Genomic DNA, 16,732 nt, shown 5'->3' on the forward strand with positions numbered 1-16,732 from the left:
TCGTCATGAACAAAGTCACGTTTCCCAATGCCTGCCAACTCATGCGCTGGCATTTTCATCCGGTGGGCTTTGAAGCCAGCATGGATGCACCCAGCAGCATGATCGCCCGCCTGTTCGATCGCGCCAGTGGCGAGACAGTGCTGGCGATTGCCGGACTGCCATGTGCCACGGTCATGAATGCCACGGATGTGGAGCGCATCATCGAAGCCATCGAAACCGAACTGGAGCTGTTTGGCGCTCATGCTCAGGTTGCAGGCTTTTCCTGAATCCGGCTCTGATCCTGATGCTCGAGACCTGCGCTTGATGCCTGGCGCAGGTCCTCGAAGAACGGCTTGTCACCTGCCACCCTGTCCGACGCCTTGGGCATCTGTGCAGTGTCCGAGCCGCCCGCGCCCTCCTCGATGTACCAGTAGCAATGGCGGGCCGCGCGCGTAATGGCGACGTAGGCCAGACGAAGCACTTCATCCTTCTGCGCCGCATCGAACGGCTGCAGGTCGTTCGCCTCTCCCAGCCCGGCCAGACGATAAACCTGGTTTTTGTAGGGCGATACCGTCAGGTGTTGGCAATCACCCAGCAGAAACACGGCATCGGCCTGCAAGCCTTTGGAGCTGTGATAAGTCAACGTCTTGATGCGGCGAGCCTCAATGCCTTGCGAGGCATCCGCGTCGATCAGCGCCTGCAAACGCGGAGAAAAACGCGCCTTTTCACTGCCTTTGCGGTACAGCAGCAGAATCGAGTCGCCATCGCTGTAATGCTCGGCGACACGTTCGGCGAGTTCATCTTCGTCACGGTCCAGCACGACAACCGGCAGCAATTGCTGTGGCGCACCACTGGCGCGGGCTTTCTTGCCCGGAATCGCAGGGGCTGCACGTACGATATGCTCGGCAGCGTCAATGATGTGCTGATGGCTGCGATAGTTTTCGCTGAGCATGACCCTGGTGGCCGCGGGCGACGAAAACTCCTTGGCAAATTCCATGAAGTACTTCGGCGAGCTGCCGCGCCAGCCATAGATCGACTGCCAGTCGTCACCCACGGACAGCAGCGAGGAATGCTGGGCAATACGCCCGACGTGCATGGCAGGCCCGCGCCGCCGGATTTCCCGCAGGCAGGCACGGATCCACGAAACAATCTGCGGCGAGACGTCCTGAAACTCATCGATCATCAAGTGCGACAAGGGGCGCAACACCGGGTCGCTGACATGCTTGAGGTTTTCCGGCGAGGTTTCGCCGAACAGCGCGAACATCCGGTTATAGGTCATCACTGGCGGCGATTGCGCCAGCAGATGCTGTTCGAAAGCTTTCCAGAACAGGCTGAGCGCTTCGAAGAAGAAGCGGTCTGGGTCATCGCTGGCAAAACTCATTTCAGCCACGGCACTCGGCACGTCCAGCCCCAGATTCTCGATGAAACTGGCAGCTGTCACGAAACAGTCCAGCAACGGCGCAGCGCTCAGTTCGCCTTTGACGCGGTACTCAAAGCCGGGACCGGCGACGGCGCTACCGGCCAACGACTGCATCAGCCTGTTCGCCGACTCGTAGTTATCCATCCATATCAAGGGTTTACTACAGAAAGCTTGAAACAGGGTTCGCTTGATGACGCCTTCCGCCCAGATGGGCAGCTTGGCTCCAGGTCGCTTGAGCTGCTGGTCTTCACGGGCGTCGAGCCCCAACACGACCCAGGCGTCCAGCTCGGCGATGTAGCCATGGAAATTGAACGCAAAGCCGTTTATTTCAACGGTCTGGCGCATGGGTTCAATGCCTTTTATGGGCCACGCCTTTGCGCGTATCCACAAATCCTCGACCGTGTCACACCACTCTTCATCCCGTTTCGAGGACAGTTCGGTAACCGCCACACGCTTCTGCACATCCGGATGATCGCGGTCCAGGTCCTTGAGCTGCAAGGCATGACGATAAAGCGGTGCCATGACCTCGCGAAAACGCTCATTACTGGCGTACAGATCTCGATAGCAGAGGTTCATCTGCTGGCGCTGGGCATCGTTGATTCGTAGATCGAATGGATTACTGTCAGCATCCTCCTGCGAAGACATCTGGCTGTCGAGAGTCTCGAAGGCTCTAAGCCGTTCGAACCCCGGCAGGCTGCGCACCAGCGGCAGGATGCGTGAGTGGAATGTGCGCACCACGTCGCGGGCCTGCTTGTGACCAAGGGAATGCCCCCACAGGGCCATGATGTCGATCAGCTTGCTGATGAAATCCTTGCGCGACTCCCGGGTGAAGGTCACGACGGTCATCGCATCCAGCTCATACCCCAGGTAGTGATGCAGCAACAGGATTCGCAACACCAGCGACGTGGACTTGCCCGCCCCGGCTCCGGCGATGACGTAGGTCGATGGCGTGTCGCTGAAGATCATTTTCCACTGCGCCGCACTGGGCTGGGCGTGGGCTGAAAGCTTTTCGGCCACATCGCTTTTGATGCGTTTCTTCAACTCGGGGGTCAAGGCCAGCCGCCAGTCGTCGAACAAATGATCATCGACCTTGGGCCCACGGTGCCGCGCCGGACGTGTGTCACTGATCACCAGGACCTGACGCCCCTGCTCCTCACCATCCAGATAACCGTCGGCATAGCCTTCTCTGACGCCTTCGATGTGTCCGTTCAGATAGCCATCGGCATGCCCCTGAAACCAGGAGGGCGTGTGCTGCGCGCCCAATCGCGTCAGGCTGCGGCCAATCAGCCGCGACAACAGGCGCTTGAAGAACGGCAACTGTTCAGGTGCAGTGAGATCGACATCCAGGTCATGAGGAAGCGCGGAAGGCAGGTCGTCGGGCACGCAGACTCCAGTGGTGGGCTCGTAGGCAAAAAGGACGCCTATGGTGGCCGGATTCGCGCTCAGGTTCCAGCGAAATGCTTTGCCGTCAGGGTGTTAGCCGATCAACTGCATGTAATGCAACAAATGCCATTACTGGGGCATGACCGATTGGGGGACCAGCGCGCCAGGGTGCTGAATGACGACGCTGGCCAACCGATGCCCGGCTTCGGCTGCTTGCTGCGGGTGCTCACCCTTGAGCCTGGCGGCCAGGTAAGCGGCGCTGAATGAATCGCCCGCCGCGGTGGTATCGACCACACGCGCAACGCTTTGCGCCGGGATCTCGAACCGTTTGCCGCCGGTTTCCACCAGGCAACTCTGCGCACCCCGCTTGACGACGATTTCATCGGTGCCGCGTTCGCGATACGCCGCCAGTAACTGCTCGCTGTCGGTATACCCGTAGAGCGCCTGTTCGTCATCCTCGGTCAGCAGCGCCAGGTCTACGTGTGGCAGACAGGCCAGGTACGCCTCACGCGCCTGATCGACACTGGCCCACAGCCGGGGCCGATAATTGTTGTCGAACGCCACCTTGGCGCCTCGCGCCCGCGCTTTCTCCAACATGGTCAGCAACCGCGCCCGACCTTCAGCGCCCAGCACCGCCAGGGTGATGCCACTGAAATACAGCACGTCATAGCCGGTCAACGCCGCCAGGATCGGTTCGGCGGCCGGGGTCATGAAGCAATCGCGCACCGCCGCCTCGTTGCGCCAGTACAGAAAACGTCGCTCGCCACGGGCGTCGGTCTGGATGCAGTAAAGCCCCGGCAGGCGTCCGGGCAGGCGCTGGACCTTGCCCAGGCCAATGCCCTCTTCCGACCATGCCTTGCACATGGCATCGCTGAAGCTGTCATCGCCCAGCGCTGTCACATAATCCACCTTCCCGCTGCCGAGCAAACGTGCCAGGTAGACGGCCGTGTTCAAGGTGTCGCCGCCGAAGCTTTGTCGCAGACCGCCATCGGCGTGCTGTTGCAGTTCGATCATGCATTCGCCGATCAGGGCGACCCGTGGAAGACTCATATGACGGTAACTCCTGTGAAGACTGGAATCAGAAATACGTGCTGAACGGCTCTATCACCCGCAGCTCATCATCCACCAGACAACCTGAACGCCACTTGTCGAAGGTCAGACAGGGATGCGACGTGCCGAAGGCAATGATATCGCCGACCTTCAATTCACAACCGGGTGCAACGGTCATAAACGCATGCTGATCCATCACGGCCGTGACCTTGCAGGCACTGACGTCATCCGCGCTGGCGGGCAATACACCGGCCCGGTAACGTCGCAACGGATTGGGCAGGCCGGCGTCGTAGGCGACATCGCGCTTGCCCATGGCGATCACGGCAAACCCCGGCTCCGGCATGGATTGTACGTGCGCCCAGACCTCCAGCGCCGGACGCAGCGCCTCGCTCAGTTCGGCGCGCCGATCCAGCACGCAGCATTGCGCATCCTTGTAGATACCGTGGTCGTGCACCACATAGCTGCCGGGGCGCAGCACGCTGAGGAAGCGCTCACGCACCGCCTGCGCGTCGAACGCCTCGGCGATCAGGTCGTACCAGGCCGACCCCGATGCCGTGACAATAGGTCGATCAAGCGCGAAGGCGCCCTTATCCTGCAAATCGACCGCCAAACGCACCAGCGAAGCAGCGAAGGCCTTGATACCCTCGATCGCCTGATCACCATGAATCACGCCTTCATAGCCCTCGATTCCGGTCAGGGCCAGTGCCGGCTGTGCCAGAACGGCGTCCGCCAGGGCCAGCACCTGCGCCTCGCTGCGGCAACCGCAACGCCCGCCAGGCACGCCATACTCGATCATCACGTTCAATCGCAGCCCGCGGGCAGCGAAGAACTCGCCTAACGCGGCGACATTGTCCGGATGGTCGACCATGCAATGAAACTCGAACGTCGGGTCGGCCAGCAGTCCGGCGATCAACGCCATGTTCGGCTCGCCCACCAACTGGTTGGCCATCAGGATGCGGCGCACACCATGGGCATACGCGGCCTGGGTCTGCACCGCCGTGGCCAGCGTCATGCCCCAGGCGCCCTCTTCTATTTGTCGACGAAACAGCGCGGGGACCATGCTGGTCTTGCCATGGGGCGCCAGTTCAGCACCGCTGTTGGTCACGAACGTCTGCATCCAGCGAATGTTGTGATCCAGTTCCTGCTGGTGAATGACCAGCGCGGGCAGGCTTACATCACTCACCAGGCGGTCGCCAGGTCGGGCAAAACCTTTGTCGATGACGGCAATGCTCATCAGTAATCTCCTGCTGTTCAATCAGTCCGGGTTATTCGTTGATGCGCCTCGCCAGGCCATTGGCGCTGTCGATCAGCACTCGGCGGTAGTCGCTGTAGTGAGTCTTGGCGTCGGCACGCGGGGCGACGATGCAAAGCGTGGCAATGCACTGGCCCTGCCCGTTCTTGACGGGTGCGGCGAAACAATGGGTGAAGGTGTCAGCCACACTGTCGAAGGAGAAAAAGCCTTCCTCGCCCGCCTGGCGTATCTCACGCAGGAACGTGTCCAGCGGCAGACGCTCGCCGTCGGGCAGGATAAAATCCTCGGGATCGATCAGATCGACGATCTGTTGATCGCTCAGATGACTGAGCAACAACCGCCCGGAAGCCGTCCACGGGATTGGAGCGTTCTCCCCGATGTCGGACGAGATCCGGAAATGACGCTCGCCCTCTTTCATCAGCGCGACGGTGTATTTGCGGCCGTTGAGCAGGCACATCTGAGCGGTCTCGCGGGTCTGGCTGACGATCTCGCCCAGACAGATTTCGGCCTCGCGGGTGAAGTCGAAGTGCCGCAGGTGCGCCTGCCCGAGAAAATACAGCTGACGCCCCAGATAAACGTGCCCGTCCTTGCCGACCGGCTCCAGAATCCGTCGCTCCAGCAACGAAGCAACCAACTCATAGACCGTCGACTTGGGACTGCCGATGCCGCTGGCAATTTCATTGGGCCGCATGGGCGTGGCCTTTTCCTTGAGGAAATCGAGGATATCGAACGCCCGGTCAAGCCCGCGGGCCCGGCGCCTGATGGTGTCATCGCTCGCTTGAGTCACATCGGTCATTGGCTACTGTCCATGGAATTGAGCCGCCAGCCCGGGCCGACGGCAAATGTGAGCCGCTATTTCTGCCGATAGGCAATACAGTCGATCTCGACTTTGCAGTCCACCATCATGCTGGCCTGCACACAAGCACGGGCCGGGGCGTGCTCGGGGGTGAAATACTCGCCGAAGACCTTGTTGAAGCTCCAGAAGTCACGCGGGTCCTCAAGCCATACACCGACGCGGATCACGTCCTTGAGTTCGTAACCGGCCTCATCGAGAATCGCGATCAGGTTGCGCATGGTCTGGTGGGTCTGCTCGACGATACCGCCCACGATAATTTCGCCATCCACCGCCGGAACCTGTCCGGACACGTGCAGCCAGCCATCGGCTTCGACGGCCCGGGCGAATGGACGGGGTTGACCGCCTCCAGCAGTGCTGCCAGCACCATAACGGGTAATGCTCATGGGGTTCTCCTTCTTGAAAAAATATTAAAACCGAATGTTCTTGAGAAATTCGCTCAAGCGCGCGGACTTGGGCTGTTCGAACAGGGGCTTGGGCGGGCCCTGCTCTTCGATCCGCCCCTGATTCATGAAGACGATCTGGTCCGACACTTCATAGGCAAAGCGCATTTCATGGGTCACCAGCAACATGGTCATGCCTTCTTCGGCCAGGTCTTTGATGACGCTCAGAACCTCGCCGACCAGCTCCGGGTCCAGCGCCGACGTCACTTCATCGAACAGCATCAGGCTCGGGTTCATGGCAATCGCCCGGGCAATCGCCACGCGCTGCTGCTGTCCGCCGGACAACTGGCCGGGAAAGTGATCGCGCCGCGAAAGCAGCCCCACCCGATCCAGCCATTTCTCGGCAAGCGCCACCGCCTGGTCCTTGGGCATCTTTTTGACCTTGAGCAGCCCCAGCGTGACGTTTTGCAAGGCACTGAGGTGCGGGAACAGATTGAACTGCTGAAAAGCCATGCCGGTCATCGCCCGATGCTGCGCGATAAGCCGCTCGGGATGCCGGGTGCGTCTGCCGTTGACTTCGCTGTAGCCGATGTCCTGACCTTCCAGACGAATGTGCCCGCCCTGAAAATCCTCAAGCAGGTTCACGCACCGCAGCAAGGTGGTCTTGCCCGAGCCGCTTGAGCCGATCAGGGTCACGACATTACCTTTCTGCATGCGCAGATCGACGCCTTTAAGCACCTCCACGGTGCCGTAGGACTTGTGCAGACCTTCGATGCTGAGCAGCGCCGGTGCAAGGCTTTTTGTGTGGGTTTGTGTCATGGCAAGGCCACCCGTTTTTCGATGTGTCGCCCAAGCAACTCAATGGCGTAATTGATGAGAAAGAACAGAAATCCGGCGAACAGGTAGAACTCAAGGGTCATGAAGGTCCGGGCGATCACCTGCTGGGTGCTCAGCAGCAACTCGGCGACGCCGATCACTGACAGCAGGGTTGAGGCTTTGACGATCTCGGTGGAAGAATTGACCCAGGTCGGCAGGATCTGACGCATGGCCTGAGGCAGCAGTACGTAACGCAGCGACTGACCGAACCGCAAACCGATCGCCTTGCCCGCTTCCAGCTGACTGTACGGGATGGCCTGTAAGGCACCGCGCACGATTTCGGACACGTGCGAGCCGCAAAACAGCGTCAGCCCCAGCGCACCGGCCTGAAAGGCACTGATCTGCCAGCCGAGCGCAGGCACCATGTAGAACACCGCGAGCACCAGCACGAACACTGGCGTGCCGCGAATCAGATCGACATACAGCCGGATCGGCAAGCGCGCAAAGAATCCGCCATAAGTCAGCACCAGACCGGCGAGCATGCCGATCAGGGTGCCGAAAAGAATGGCCAGCGCCGAACACTGAAGGCTGGTCACGAAGCCGGACCACAGCACCTCACGGGCATTCCACAGCTCCTGCAGCCAGCTTGGGGGTTGATACATGATGCCTCCTAGCGGCGAATCGCCAGACGTTGTTCAAGGGTGCGCAACAACATCGCGATTGCATAGCAGGCCACCACATACAACGCGGTGGTCACCAGCCATGTTTCGATCACCCGGTAGCTTTCGACATTGATCTTGCGTGCGTAATAGGTCAGTTCCGGTACTGCAATGGCAGCAGCCAGCGACGTGTCCTTAAAGAGCGAGATGAAGTTGTTGGACAATGCAGGCAATACGTTACGCAGCATTACCGGCACGATGATGTAGGCCCTGACCTGCCATTCGCCCAGTCCGATGGCCAAACCTGCTTCACGCTGGCCCTTGTGAATGCTCAGCAGACCTGCGCGAAACACTTCCGTCAGGTAGGCACCGGCGTACAGCGACAGCGTGATCACGAACGAAGGCAGCTTGTCCAGGCGAATACCGAGACCGGGCAGCGCAAAGTAAATGAGCAGGATCAGCACCAGAATCGGCGTGTTACGCACCACCGTTACATAGATCGACGCCACGATGCGCAGCGCCCGATAACGAGACAACAGGGCAAATGCATTCATCAGGCCGATCACGCAACCGATCGCGATCGAAATCAACGCCAGTTCCAGCCCCAGTCCCAGCCCCGCCAACAGGCTTGGAAAATCACGCCACACGGCGTCAAAGTTCAACTGATAATTCATGCTTGCCTGTACCCGGCAGGGTTGGCTTTGCCGCCACCCTGCCCTTCAAGAGGTCCGATACGCTTACTTGTATTCCATCGGAAAACCAATCGCAGGGACCGGCAGGTCCACGCCGAACCACTGCTTGAACGAAGCGGCATAGGCCGGGAATTCAACGCCGGTCATGGCTTCATGCAAAGCGGTGTTGACGAAATTCAACCAGTCCTGATCGCCACGCTTGACAGCGCAGGCATAGGTTTGCGGGCTCCAGGCGAACGCCGGCGAGCGATAGCGGCCCGGGTTCTGCACCATCAGGTACTTGACCGAGGACTGGTCGGTGGCGGCGGTATCGGCACGTCCCGAGTTGATGGCCTGGTACATCAGGTCAACGCTGTCGTACTGGTCGACCTTGGCTTTTGGCAAGGCCTGATGCACCAGCTCTTCGGCGTACACGTTCTGCAGCACTGCCACCGTGACATCGTCACCCGCAGCCTTCAGGTCATCGATTTCCTTGTACTTGCTGTTGGCTGGCAGCAGCAACGCCACACCTTCGCGGTAGTAAGGCAAGGTAAATGCTACTTGTTGCGCTCGGCTGGCAGTGACCGTGATGAACTGGCAACTGATGTCGACCTTATCGGTCAGCAGGTTGGGGATACGCGCGTCCGAGGACTGCACCACGAACTCGACCTTGCTCGGGTCATTGAACAACCCTTTGGCGATGATCCTGCCAATGTCGATATCGAACCCCTGCAACTTGCCGTCCGCCCCCTGGAAATGCCAAGGCGCGTTGGTGCTGCCGGTACCGACGACCAGATTGCCGCGCTTCAGGACGGCATCCAGCTTACTGGCTTCTGCCGCTTGTACCGTATTGATCAGCGCCAACGCAGCCGCGACAGCCAACACACATGTTTTCAGAAAAGAAGGTCCGTAGCGCATCACATGAACTCCACCGAGAGTGTATTTTTCCGCTATAGCGGAAATGTGTATGTAACAACGGAATAGACAGCAGAAAGTGTGCCACAGAACCTGAGGGTCAGGCGGTAGATGAAAAACTCAAGGCGAATCAAAGGAATGCAAAACGGCAGGCCGCACACGCAACAGAAATTCAGGAAGGGAGGCCGCTACCGATGGCAACACGCGAGTAACAAAGCCCCAGCATCGTGCATGTGCGCCGCATAAGGGCACACAACAACCGGACACCGGTTCGCACGATTGCAATCAGCAACAGGGGGGGACACACGCAGGGTATTGAAGAAAGCCCGACAAGGCGGGCCTATCCAAAGGTGTCAGAGGCAGGTGGCAATGGCAGCAGAACGCAAGCCGGTTTGCGAATCACCTTGAGCTGCATAAAACTCGACAGCGGTATTCGTGCCCTTGGGTCGGACATCTGCAAAATAACGGGTTTCAGTGGTAAACACCGTAAATCCACCTTCCGACAGCTTGTCCATAAACACGTCCGAAGACGTGCCAAACATCGCTTCGCTCTGCCAGGTCACTTGAATGCACTGCGCGACCGCCGCCGCCTGCTTGCTGCTGGACAGGACCTTCAGCGGGCCTTGCGAACGAGCCGAATTGGACGGCGCCGCACATCCGGCCAGAACTGTTGCTGCAATCACCAGAATCGAGAACTTCATGTCATGCCTTCACTGAAAAAACACCGATTCTAGCACTGCAGCCACGCATCAGCCTTCAGCCAGTTGCTCTTCATACTCTTTCACATACTTGCCGGCCAGCGCCTGCTTCTGCTTTTCGTCCAGTATCTTGCCGGCCATCTGGAAGAACTTCTGCTCCTCTTCCTTCAAGTGGTGATGTACTTTTTCAGACAGCTTTTTAGCCGTTGCCAGCCAGGCAGGACTGGACATCTCGGTTTCATCCAGTTCTTCCATCATCTCGTCCATTTCGTGGTGCTCGGAAATGGCATGACGGCTCAGATCGACGCCCTGGTCGTGCTCCATCAATGGAATATAGAAAAAGCGCTCTTCGGCTGTCTCATGAGCCTGCAGTTCTTCCTTCAAGTGCTTGTAGGCCTGCGCACGCTCTTGCGAATCGCCGCTGGTTTGAATCAGTGCATCGGCATAACCACGTTGACGGTCATGGCTTTCGCGTAGTGCTTCAAAAATATTCAAGGACTGATCTCCAGTTCGGCTTCCAGGTCGTGGAAGCATTGATGACTAGACCTTTGGTGAAGATCAGCGGTTCCAAAAAATACTGGCGAATTAGCACCCCGTTTTGCGCGAAGACTCACGCCAGCTCGAACACGACGTCCTGAGCCCCTTCCCAAAGCGTCTTGACACCCAGCTTGCGCAGGTTTTCTTTGCCTTTGATGACGGTCAGGAAATGATTGCCCGCCAGTTGCCCCATCTTGCTGGCGAAGCAGCATGAGCCGTACGCAAGGATAATTTCGGTTTCGCTATAGCCGCCCGGATAGAACAGGATGTCGCCAACTGAAGGATGGCTGGTAGCGTTTTCAAAACCGACCTGCGCATCATCGACCTTCAGCTGGTAATCATCGAGCGGCACCCAGCAGCCCTCGCCGCTCCAGCGCACGTGAATGAACTTCTGGCGATAAGGCAGCAGGTTCAGAAACGCGGCAACCGTTTTAGGTGCATCAGGGTTGGTTTCGGCGATGAACTCATAGCCACCGGCGGTGATTTTGATCAGGATCACTGCAACAGCTCCGTTAAAAGAATCAGGACTCTTGGCGTGTATTATCTGGCCCATCGCCATTGAGCATTTTGGCAAATAACCGATTCTCGTGCGCTTCGCTTTGAAACACAAACATGGGCGAGCCGATGAACTGGTAATCCTGGCGAGGATAAAACCCCAGTGCCCTCTCGTTACCCGCCCAGACCGTGGCCCACAGCAGGGATGCGCCGCCACGAGCAGCCCGCCGCTCTACCGCACCGAGCAGCCGCGGGCCCACGCCACGCCCGGTGAATCGCTCCTGTATGTACAAGCGTTGAAGCTCAGCGGCGTGTTTACTGTCGATCATCTCGTGCTTGGCGCGCAGCGCGACCTGGGCAAAACCAATCAGGTGCCCGTCAGACTCGGCAAGCGTCAGTAAGGTAGAAGGACACGCGATAAGCGCTGAAATGGCCTCACACGAGAACGCCTCCATGGCTTCCCGGGCGATCGCATCGCGAATACCCTGGGTGGCATAAGTATCCAGAAACACCTGAAGCCCCAAGGCTGCCACGCAACGAACGTCATCGGCAGCCGCTACACGCAGCGTCATCTCAAATGCGGTGGTATTAATCATCGACGGGACTCAACCGGAATATGCAGGGGAATGCGCGCAGTATACAGGGGCACGCCGCCGGACCCGGCGCGAAGGCCAGGCCCGCAACGTCGGTCAGTGCTGGAACAGGTGCTCTTTGGCCGCCTTTATTCGTTTCTCGCGTTCCTTGACGAGCTTATCTGCAAGGTCGGCAGCCGCAGCCGCGGCTTCCTCCGCGGTCTCGGTCTGAATGATCGTCGTGCTGAGCGCGGCCGCTGCATAGCGGTCCCACGCAAGCACTTCGTCGTTGAAAAGTGGTGGTATTGTCGACATGGGATACCTCCTCACTGCAAGCCTGACAGGGCGCCAGACTGTCTGCCAGACAGACTAGGCGGTGACGGGCAAATCGCAACCGCACGAGCGCCCGCTCATTGTCCTATGTCACCCAGCCAACACGAGGCTCGCGCCACAACACCAAGCCTCGCGTCAGGATCCGATCAGCGACCCAGCATGACGGCCTGCAGACGCGCTTGCGCCTGCTGCACATTTTTTGCCTGATTGTTCAGGTCTTGCAGCAGCTTATTGAGTTCAGTCTGCACCACTGGATCATTCACTCTGGCAACCGACCCGGACAGGTCAATCTGCGATTTATGCGCGTCAACGTAATCGGCTATCTTCAGGCTGCTGTCGAAAGTGCTGTTGATCTGCGGCAGAATTTCACGAAAAGTATTGGCCGGCACGCTGACGGTCTTGTCATACGCCTTGTCATATACCGCTTTGAGATCGTCGGGCTGTTTCAGTTTCTCGTGAGCGGCATCGGCCTTGGCCTGCTCATTGGTCAACTGCCCGCCCATATCGTTGAGGCCTGTCTGTACGGACTTGATATCGGCGCGACGCTCGATCACATCATTCAATGACCGAATGGCGCCCTTCTGAACCAGACCATTCAACGGTTTGACCGACGCGTCCATGCCGGCATTGAAATCTGAAATAACGGCGTAATGCGCGCTGTAATCGCCAAAGGATTTCTTTTCATCCTCCGTCAAGGTCGGAACACGAACTCCGGGCTTGTCGACGATGCGCGTTTGCAGGAACTGCGTGAAGGCAGCGCGCTGTTCCGGCTCTTTGTCGCCACAGCCGACAAGCAATAGCGGTAAGGTGACAGCCAGTAATAACGCCGGACGAAAGAAGGACTTCATGTCATGAATCTCCAGATTCTAAGAGTAGGCGCGTTATCAGATGAATTCCCGATCATACGCGAACCTATAGTCTCGAAATGACATCATCTAGTTCCGTATTTCAATGAAAATACTCTGCGCACTCAACCACACGATGGACGTTCGACAGCCCCGAACAGGACGCCCAAACGGCTGAATGCAGATTTTCGACTTTAGGAAAAGAGCCTTCTTCATCAAATGGCCGCTTGCTCACGAGGGGGTGGTTCTCAAGTCGGCCAGACCTTTTTTTCATTCAGCCACACCGCCTCACACCCTACAGCGGCTCGCCGAAACCTTCATTCCAGAGCCCCCAAGCCAAAGTTCCTTAAGAAATCTTCATCAAGTGAAACGTTTCAGCGCCTAGGCTTCCAGTACCGACAACGTGAATCACAGGAGTAACTCACAATGTTTGCGCACGAAGGCTTGGCCCTGACTTCCATCTTCATCGTCTTTCTGCTTGGAGCGATTGCGATGATCATTCACCCGCTGCATGCCCTGAAAAATCGCTTGAAGCAACGCAAGCTCGTACGCGAGCGGGAGCAGAATAATCACTGATAGTTCACAGACTCGAAGCCCGGCATTTGCCGGGTTTTCTCCACCTGTTTCTTTGATATTCAGCGCCATACCCGTGTAGAAAACATCTTGCGCACCAGACGATTAGTATCCGCTTTGTATCCTGACTCCAGCTTTTTTAAGCAGTCACAATGCCGAGTGCATACATCTATCAGCCAACTAGCCACGCCCCTATTTAGGCGCAGCTAGAGCAATCCTACCAACTTTACGGACCACTCCTACATACTCAGTGTTAATATGCCACGATGATAACGCCCTGAAGAAAACAGTCACGAACGATACTACTAAGCCATCACCATGATTAGATCTCAGTCAAAGTTGTTGGATTATTGCGGACTTGCAGCCAGAAGCGTCCCTGAGGATGTTTCGAGCCTGCATGACTTCGACGCTTGCAAGGGCACGGGGGCGGGGCCTGTGTTTCTGATCGGTTCCGGCGCCTCTGCGGCGCAGTTTCCAATCCGAGAATTTTCCAGCTTCCCGATGATTACCATGAATGGTGCGATCTCCATGTTCACTGCGGCGGGGATCAATCCTTTCTTTTACGTTTGCTCGGATCGCGATTTCTCCAGGCAGCAACCCCACCTCTTCGACGCCGCCATGCGCCGCAGCGAAAACGTGGCTCTTTGGGATAACCAGATTTCCGGTCTGAAACATCCGCCCACAGGCCGCGTTTACGCATTGAAAAAGGCTCGCCGGTGGAGCGCTGCGACGCTTTTCGAACAAAACTCCGAGCTGGTGAGGAAGCTGTCTTTGTTCAGCAAACGCAGTAAGGACATCGGCTTCAGCAAAGACATGGGCCAAGGTTTTTTCGATGCCCGGACGGTGATGTACCTCGCTTTGCAAGTCGCTCATCACATCGGCTTCAACAAGGTTTTTCTGGTGGGCTTCGACCTGAATCAATCCGCAGGAAGGTTTTACGAAACGCCTGGCGCCAGGCGCTCGCCTTGCGGGCTGGACCAGCATTATGAATCGCGAATCCTGCCTTCCTTGAAATTGATGTCTTCGTCGGTAGTCAATGATGACTTTAAGGTCTACAACCTCTCAGGCACGTCCAGAGTGCCTGACGACATCGTTCCCAAGCTGAACATGGATGAGGTTAGGCATATGCTCGGGCTTGCTGGCTTGAACGGTTGATGGTTGATGCTTCAGCGATTCGCGTCATCAGATGCTGCTGAAATCTTCCGGCACTGGCGACCGGGTTTGCCATGAAGGCTTCTGTCCGTCCTGACTGCCGATCGGGTGCCAGGGCCTTTTTCAAGCGCAATGTGTGGACGTGTCCTTACCTGTTTCAACAGTTGCAAAGGGTCCTCACTCATCCCACCGAGGAACTATAAGTATTTTCCCGGCATTCCTTTCAGCCCGAACAACAGGTTCCAAAGCCAGCAAATGTTGGTATCCGGCGCAGGCCGCCATACAACTGTTGCCTTACCTATGCGACAATGCGCGCCGATGTCTGGCATGAACTCCCACATTCATATCCCGGCAACGCAGCCATGGCAGTCTGACGTTGCCGTCGACGCATGCCCGTTGAAACAGCCCGCACTCATGTCAGCGGGCTGAAAAACTCCCCAAAGGGGTGCGATCGGTACCAGAACGATGCCATATTCGGTCAGCGTCCCCGTTATTGCCCATGTTATTGAAGGTAAGGTAATTGATCTCCACAGCTAACATCACGATGCAGTTCGGCCCCAAACCCTTGTTCGAAAATGTCTCGGTCAAGTTTGGTGCCGGTAACCGTTACGGCCTGATCGGCGCGAACGGCTGCGGTAAATCCACCTTCATGAAAATCCTGGGCGGTGATCTCGAGCCTTCGGGTGGTCAGGTGATGCTGGAGCCGAACGTGCGTCTGGGTAAGCTGCGCCAGGATCAGTTCGCCTACGAAGAATTCACCGTGCTCGATACCGTGATCATGGGTCACGAAGAGCTGTGGAAGGTCAAGGCTGAGCGCGATCGCATCTATTCGCTGCCGGAAATGAGCGAAGACGACGGCATGGCCGTGGCCGAGCTGGAAACCGAGTTTGCGGAAATGGACGGTTACACCGCCGAATCCCGCGCCGGTGAACTGCTGCTGGGCCTGGGTATCGGCATCGAGCAGCACAACGGTCCGATGAGCGAAGTGTCGCCAGGCTGGAAGCTGCGCGTGCTGCTGGCGCAGGCATTGTTCTCCGATCCGGAAGTGCTGCTGCTCGACGAGCCGACCAACCACCTGGACATCAACACCATTCGCTGGCTGGAAAACATTCTGACCCAGCGTAACAGCCTGATGATCATCATCTCCCACGACCGTCACTTCCTGAACAGCGTGTGCACGCACATGGCTGACCTGGATTACGGCGAGCTGCGCCTGTTCCCGGGCAACTACGACGAGTACATGACCGTGGCGACCCAGTCCCGCGAGCAGCTGCTGTCCGACAACGCCAAGAAGAAAGCGCAGATCTCCGAGCTGCAATCGTTCGTCAGCCGCTTCTCGGCCAACGCCTCGAAAGCCAAGCAGGCCACATCCCGCGCCAAGCAGATCGACAAGATCCAGCTGGCCGAGGTCAAGCCTTCCAGCCGTGTCAGCCCGTTCATTCGCTTCGAGCAGACCAAGAAACTGCACCGTCAGGCTGTGGTGGTCGAGCAGATGGCCAAGGGTTTCGACGGCGTGCCGTTGTTCAAGGATTTCAGCTTCACCGTCGAAGCCGGCGAGCGCGTGGCGATCATCGGTCCGAACGGCATCGGAAAAACCACCCTGCTGCGCACCCTGGTCAACGAACTGCAGCCGGACGCCGGTTCGGTCAAGTGGACCGAGTCCGCGGAAATCGGCTACTACGCTCAGGATCACGCTCACGATTTCGAAGACGACAGCACCCTCTTCGACTGGATGGGCCAGTGGACTCAGGGCGGAGAGCAATTGGTTCGCGGTACATTGGGCCGCATGCTGTTTTCCAACGACGAGATCCTCAAGTCGGTCAAGGTGATCTCCGGTGGTGAACAGGGTCGCATGCTGTTCGGCAAGCTGATCCTGCAAAAGCCGAATGTGCTGGTGATGGACGAACCGACCAACCACCTGGACATGGAATCCATCGAGGCACTCAACCTCGCACTGGAGAACTACCCGGGAACGCTGGTGTTCGTCAGCCACGACCGTGAGTTCGTGTCCTCGCTGGCCACGCGCATCATCGAGTTGAGCCCAAGCGGCGTGACCGACTTCAGCGGCACTTACGACGACTACCTGCGTAGCCAGGGCGTAGCGTTCTAAGACGTGCCATTGCCGCAGAGGCTCTGGCGGCGCTGA

General features: G+C 58.0%; 19 protein-coding genes. 4 read left to right on the plus strand and 15 right to left on the minus strand.

Annotation, left to right across the window (positions count from 1 at the left end):
• Nucleotides 1-5: 5 nt before the first annotated feature.
• Complete coding sequence (locus BZK31_RS00315; RefSeq protein ID WP_083180748.1) at nucleotides 6-266, plus strand: DUF1652 domain-containing protein; 261 nt, start codon at nucleotides 6-8, stop codon at nucleotides 264-266.
• On the opposite strand, the gene BZK31_RS00320 is transcribed toward BZK31_RS00315, so the two are convergent.
• The 15 genes from BZK31_RS00320 to BZK31_RS00390 form a co-directional block, all read right to left on the minus strand.
• Nucleotides 245-2,782: a UvrD-helicase domain-containing protein gene (locus BZK31_RS00320; RefSeq protein WP_167377803.1), complete on the minus strand. Its 2,538-nt coding sequence runs from the start codon at nucleotides 2,780-2,782 to the stop codon at nucleotides 245-247. The two genes, BZK31_RS00315 and BZK31_RS00320, sit on opposite strands and share 22 nt — an antisense overlap.
• A 129-nt stretch (nucleotides 2,783-2,911) precedes the next feature.
• Nucleotides 2,912-3,832, minus strand: a complete 921-nt coding sequence (kdgK, locus tag BZK31_RS00325) for a 2-dehydro-3-deoxygluconokinase (RefSeq protein WP_083180751.1) — start codon at nucleotides 3,830-3,832, stop codon at nucleotides 2,912-2,914.
• A 28-nt stretch (nucleotides 3,833-3,860) separates the two neighbouring features.
• The gene (locus BZK31_RS00330; RefSeq protein ID WP_083180753.1) at nucleotides 3,861-5,066 is read right to left on the minus strand and encodes an amino acid deaminase; all 1,206 of its coding nucleotides are present in this window, start codon (nucleotides 5,064-5,066) and stop codon (nucleotides 3,861-3,863) included.
• Between the two features lie 31 nt (nucleotides 5,067-5,097).
• A complete protein-coding gene (locus tag BZK31_RS00335; protein ID WP_083180754.1) occupies nucleotides 5,098-5,880 on the minus strand; it encodes an IclR family transcriptional regulator in 783 nt (260 codons plus the stop codon).
• 56 nt (nucleotides 5,881-5,936) lie between these two features.
• Nucleotides 5,937-6,323: a RidA family protein gene (locus tag BZK31_RS00340; RefSeq protein WP_083180755.1), complete on the minus strand. Its 387-nt coding sequence runs from the start codon at nucleotides 6,321-6,323 to the stop codon at nucleotides 5,937-5,939.
• A 24-nt stretch (nucleotides 6,324-6,347) separates the two neighbouring features.
• On the minus strand, nucleotides 6,348-7,139 hold the full coding sequence (locus tag BZK31_RS00345; protein WP_083180757.1) for an amino acid ABC transporter ATP-binding protein: 792 nt from the start codon (nucleotides 7,137-7,139) through the stop codon (nucleotides 6,348-6,350).
• Nucleotides 7,136-7,798, minus strand: coding sequence for an amino acid ABC transporter permease (locus BZK31_RS00350; protein WP_083180759.1), 663 nt, complete (start codon nucleotides 7,796-7,798; stop codon nucleotides 7,136-7,138). Before BZK31_RS00350 ends, BZK31_RS00345 begins: the two co-directional genes overlap by 4 nt.
• An 8-nt stretch (nucleotides 7,799-7,806) precedes the next feature.
• Complete coding sequence (locus BZK31_RS00355; RefSeq protein WP_083180760.1) at nucleotides 7,807-8,469, minus strand: amino acid ABC transporter permease; 663 nt, start codon at nucleotides 8,467-8,469, stop codon at nucleotides 7,807-7,809.
• 63 nt (nucleotides 8,470-8,532) lie between these two features.
• Nucleotides 8,533-9,384, minus strand: a complete 852-nt coding sequence (locus BZK31_RS00360; protein ID WP_083180761.1) for a transporter substrate-binding domain-containing protein — start codon at nucleotides 9,382-9,384, stop codon at nucleotides 8,533-8,535.
• Nucleotides 9,385-9,734: 350 nt separating this feature from the next.
• Nucleotides 9,735-10,082, minus strand: a complete 348-nt coding sequence (locus BZK31_RS00365; RefSeq protein WP_083180762.1) for a 2-oxoacid ferredoxin oxidoreductase — start codon at nucleotides 10,080-10,082, stop codon at nucleotides 9,735-9,737.
• Nucleotides 10,083-10,130: 48 nt separating this feature from the next.
• Nucleotides 10,131-10,574, minus strand: a complete 444-nt coding sequence (locus BZK31_RS00370; RefSeq protein WP_167377804.1) for a hemerythrin domain-containing protein — start codon at nucleotides 10,572-10,574, stop codon at nucleotides 10,131-10,133.
• Nucleotides 10,575-10,689: 115 nt separating this feature from the next.
• A complete protein-coding gene (locus tag BZK31_RS00375) occupies nucleotides 10,690-11,115 on the minus strand; it encodes a DUF3830 family protein (RefSeq protein WP_083180764.1) in 426 nt (141 codons plus the stop codon).
• Between the two features lie 22 nt (nucleotides 11,116-11,137).
• A complete protein-coding gene (locus BZK31_RS00380) occupies nucleotides 11,138-11,707 on the minus strand; it encodes a GNAT family N-acetyltransferase (protein WP_083180765.1) in 570 nt (189 codons plus the stop codon).
• 93 nt (nucleotides 11,708-11,800) lie between these two features.
• A complete protein-coding gene (locus BZK31_RS00385; protein ID WP_083180766.1) occupies nucleotides 11,801-11,998 on the minus strand; it encodes a hypothetical protein in 198 nt (65 codons plus the stop codon).
• Between the two features lie 164 nt (nucleotides 11,999-12,162).
• Nucleotides 12,163-12,864, minus strand: a complete 702-nt coding sequence (locus tag BZK31_RS00390) for a DUF3053 domain-containing protein (RefSeq protein ID WP_083180767.1) — start codon at nucleotides 12,862-12,864, stop codon at nucleotides 12,163-12,165.
• A gap of 423 nt (nucleotides 12,865-13,287) precedes the next feature.
• Here BZK31_RS00390 and BZK31_RS29635 point away from each other — a divergent pair, with 423 nt between their 5' ends.
• From BZK31_RS29635 to BZK31_RS00405, 3 genes are all read left to right on the plus strand, one after another.
• Nucleotides 13,288-13,437: a hypothetical protein gene (locus BZK31_RS29635; protein ID WP_083180768.1), complete on the plus strand. Its 150-nt coding sequence runs from the start codon at nucleotides 13,288-13,290 to the stop codon at nucleotides 13,435-13,437.
• 390 nt (nucleotides 13,438-13,827) lie between these two features.
• Nucleotides 13,828-14,589, plus strand: a complete 762-nt coding sequence (locus BZK31_RS00400) for a lipopolysaccharide biosynthesis protein (RefSeq protein ID WP_083180959.1) — start codon at nucleotides 13,828-13,830, stop codon at nucleotides 14,587-14,589.
• A gap of 517 nt (nucleotides 14,590-15,106) precedes the next feature.
• Nucleotides 15,107-16,696, plus strand: coding sequence for an ABC-F family ATPase (locus BZK31_RS00405; protein WP_083180769.1), 1,590 nt, complete (start codon nucleotides 15,107-15,109; stop codon nucleotides 16,694-16,696).
• Nucleotides 16,697-16,732: the final 36 nt, after the last annotated feature.

The sequence above is a fragment of the Pseudomonas floridensis genome (genome assembly GCF_002087235.1).
Classification (GTDB): Bacteria; Pseudomonadota; Gammaproteobacteria; order Pseudomonadales; family Pseudomonadaceae; genus Aquipseudomonas; species Aquipseudomonas floridensis.

Coding starts and splice junctions, on each gene's coding strand:
- BZK31_RS00350 (WP_083180759.1), bottom strand. CDS start 7,798: ATGTATCAACCCCCAAGCTGGCTGCAGGAGCTGTGGAATGCCCGTGAG.
- BZK31_RS00390 (WP_083180767.1), bottom strand. CDS start 12,864: ATGAAGTCCTTCTTTCGTCCGGCGTTATTACTGGCTGTCACCTTACCG.
- BZK31_RS00345 (WP_083180757.1), bottom strand. CDS start 7,139: ATGACACAAACCCACACAAAAAGCCTTGCACCGGCGCTGCTCAGCATC.
- BZK31_RS00360 (WP_083180761.1), bottom strand. CDS start 9,384: ATGCGCTACGGACCTTCTTTTCTGAAAACATGTGTGTTGGCTGTCGCG.
- BZK31_RS00330 (WP_083180753.1), bottom strand. CDS start 5,066: ATGAGCATTGCCGTCATCGACAAAGGTTTTGCCCGACCTGGCGACCGC.
- BZK31_RS00380 (WP_083180765.1), bottom strand. CDS start 11,707: ATGATTAATACCACCGCATTTGAGATGACGCTGCGTGTAGCGGCTGCC.
- BZK31_RS29635 (WP_083180768.1), top strand. CDS start 13,288: ATGTTTGCGCACGAAGGCTTGGCCCTGACTTCCATCTTCATCGTCTTT.
- BZK31_RS00355 (WP_083180760.1), bottom strand. CDS start 8,469: ATGAATTATCAGTTGAACTTTGACGCCGTGTGGCGTGATTTTCCAAGC.
- BZK31_RS00340 (WP_083180755.1), bottom strand. CDS start 6,323: ATGAGCATTACCCGTTATGGTGCTGGCAGCACTGCTGGAGGCGGTCAA.
- BZK31_RS00365 (WP_083180762.1), bottom strand. CDS start 10,082: ATGAAGTTCTCGATTCTGGTGATTGCAGCAACAGTTCTGGCCGGATGT.
- kdgK (WP_083180751.1), bottom strand. CDS start 3,832: ATGAGTCTTCCACGGGTCGCCCTGATCGGCGAATGCATGATCGAACTG.
- BZK31_RS00315 (WP_083180748.1), top strand. CDS start 6: ATGAACAAAGTCACGTTTCCCAATGCCTGCCAACTCATGCGCTGGCAT.
- BZK31_RS00385 (WP_083180766.1), bottom strand. CDS start 11,998: ATGTCGACAATACCACCACTTTTCAACGACGAAGTGCTTGCGTGGGAC.
- BZK31_RS00335 (WP_083180754.1), bottom strand. CDS start 5,880: ATGACCGATGTGACTCAAGCGAGCGATGACACCATCAGGCGCCGGGCC.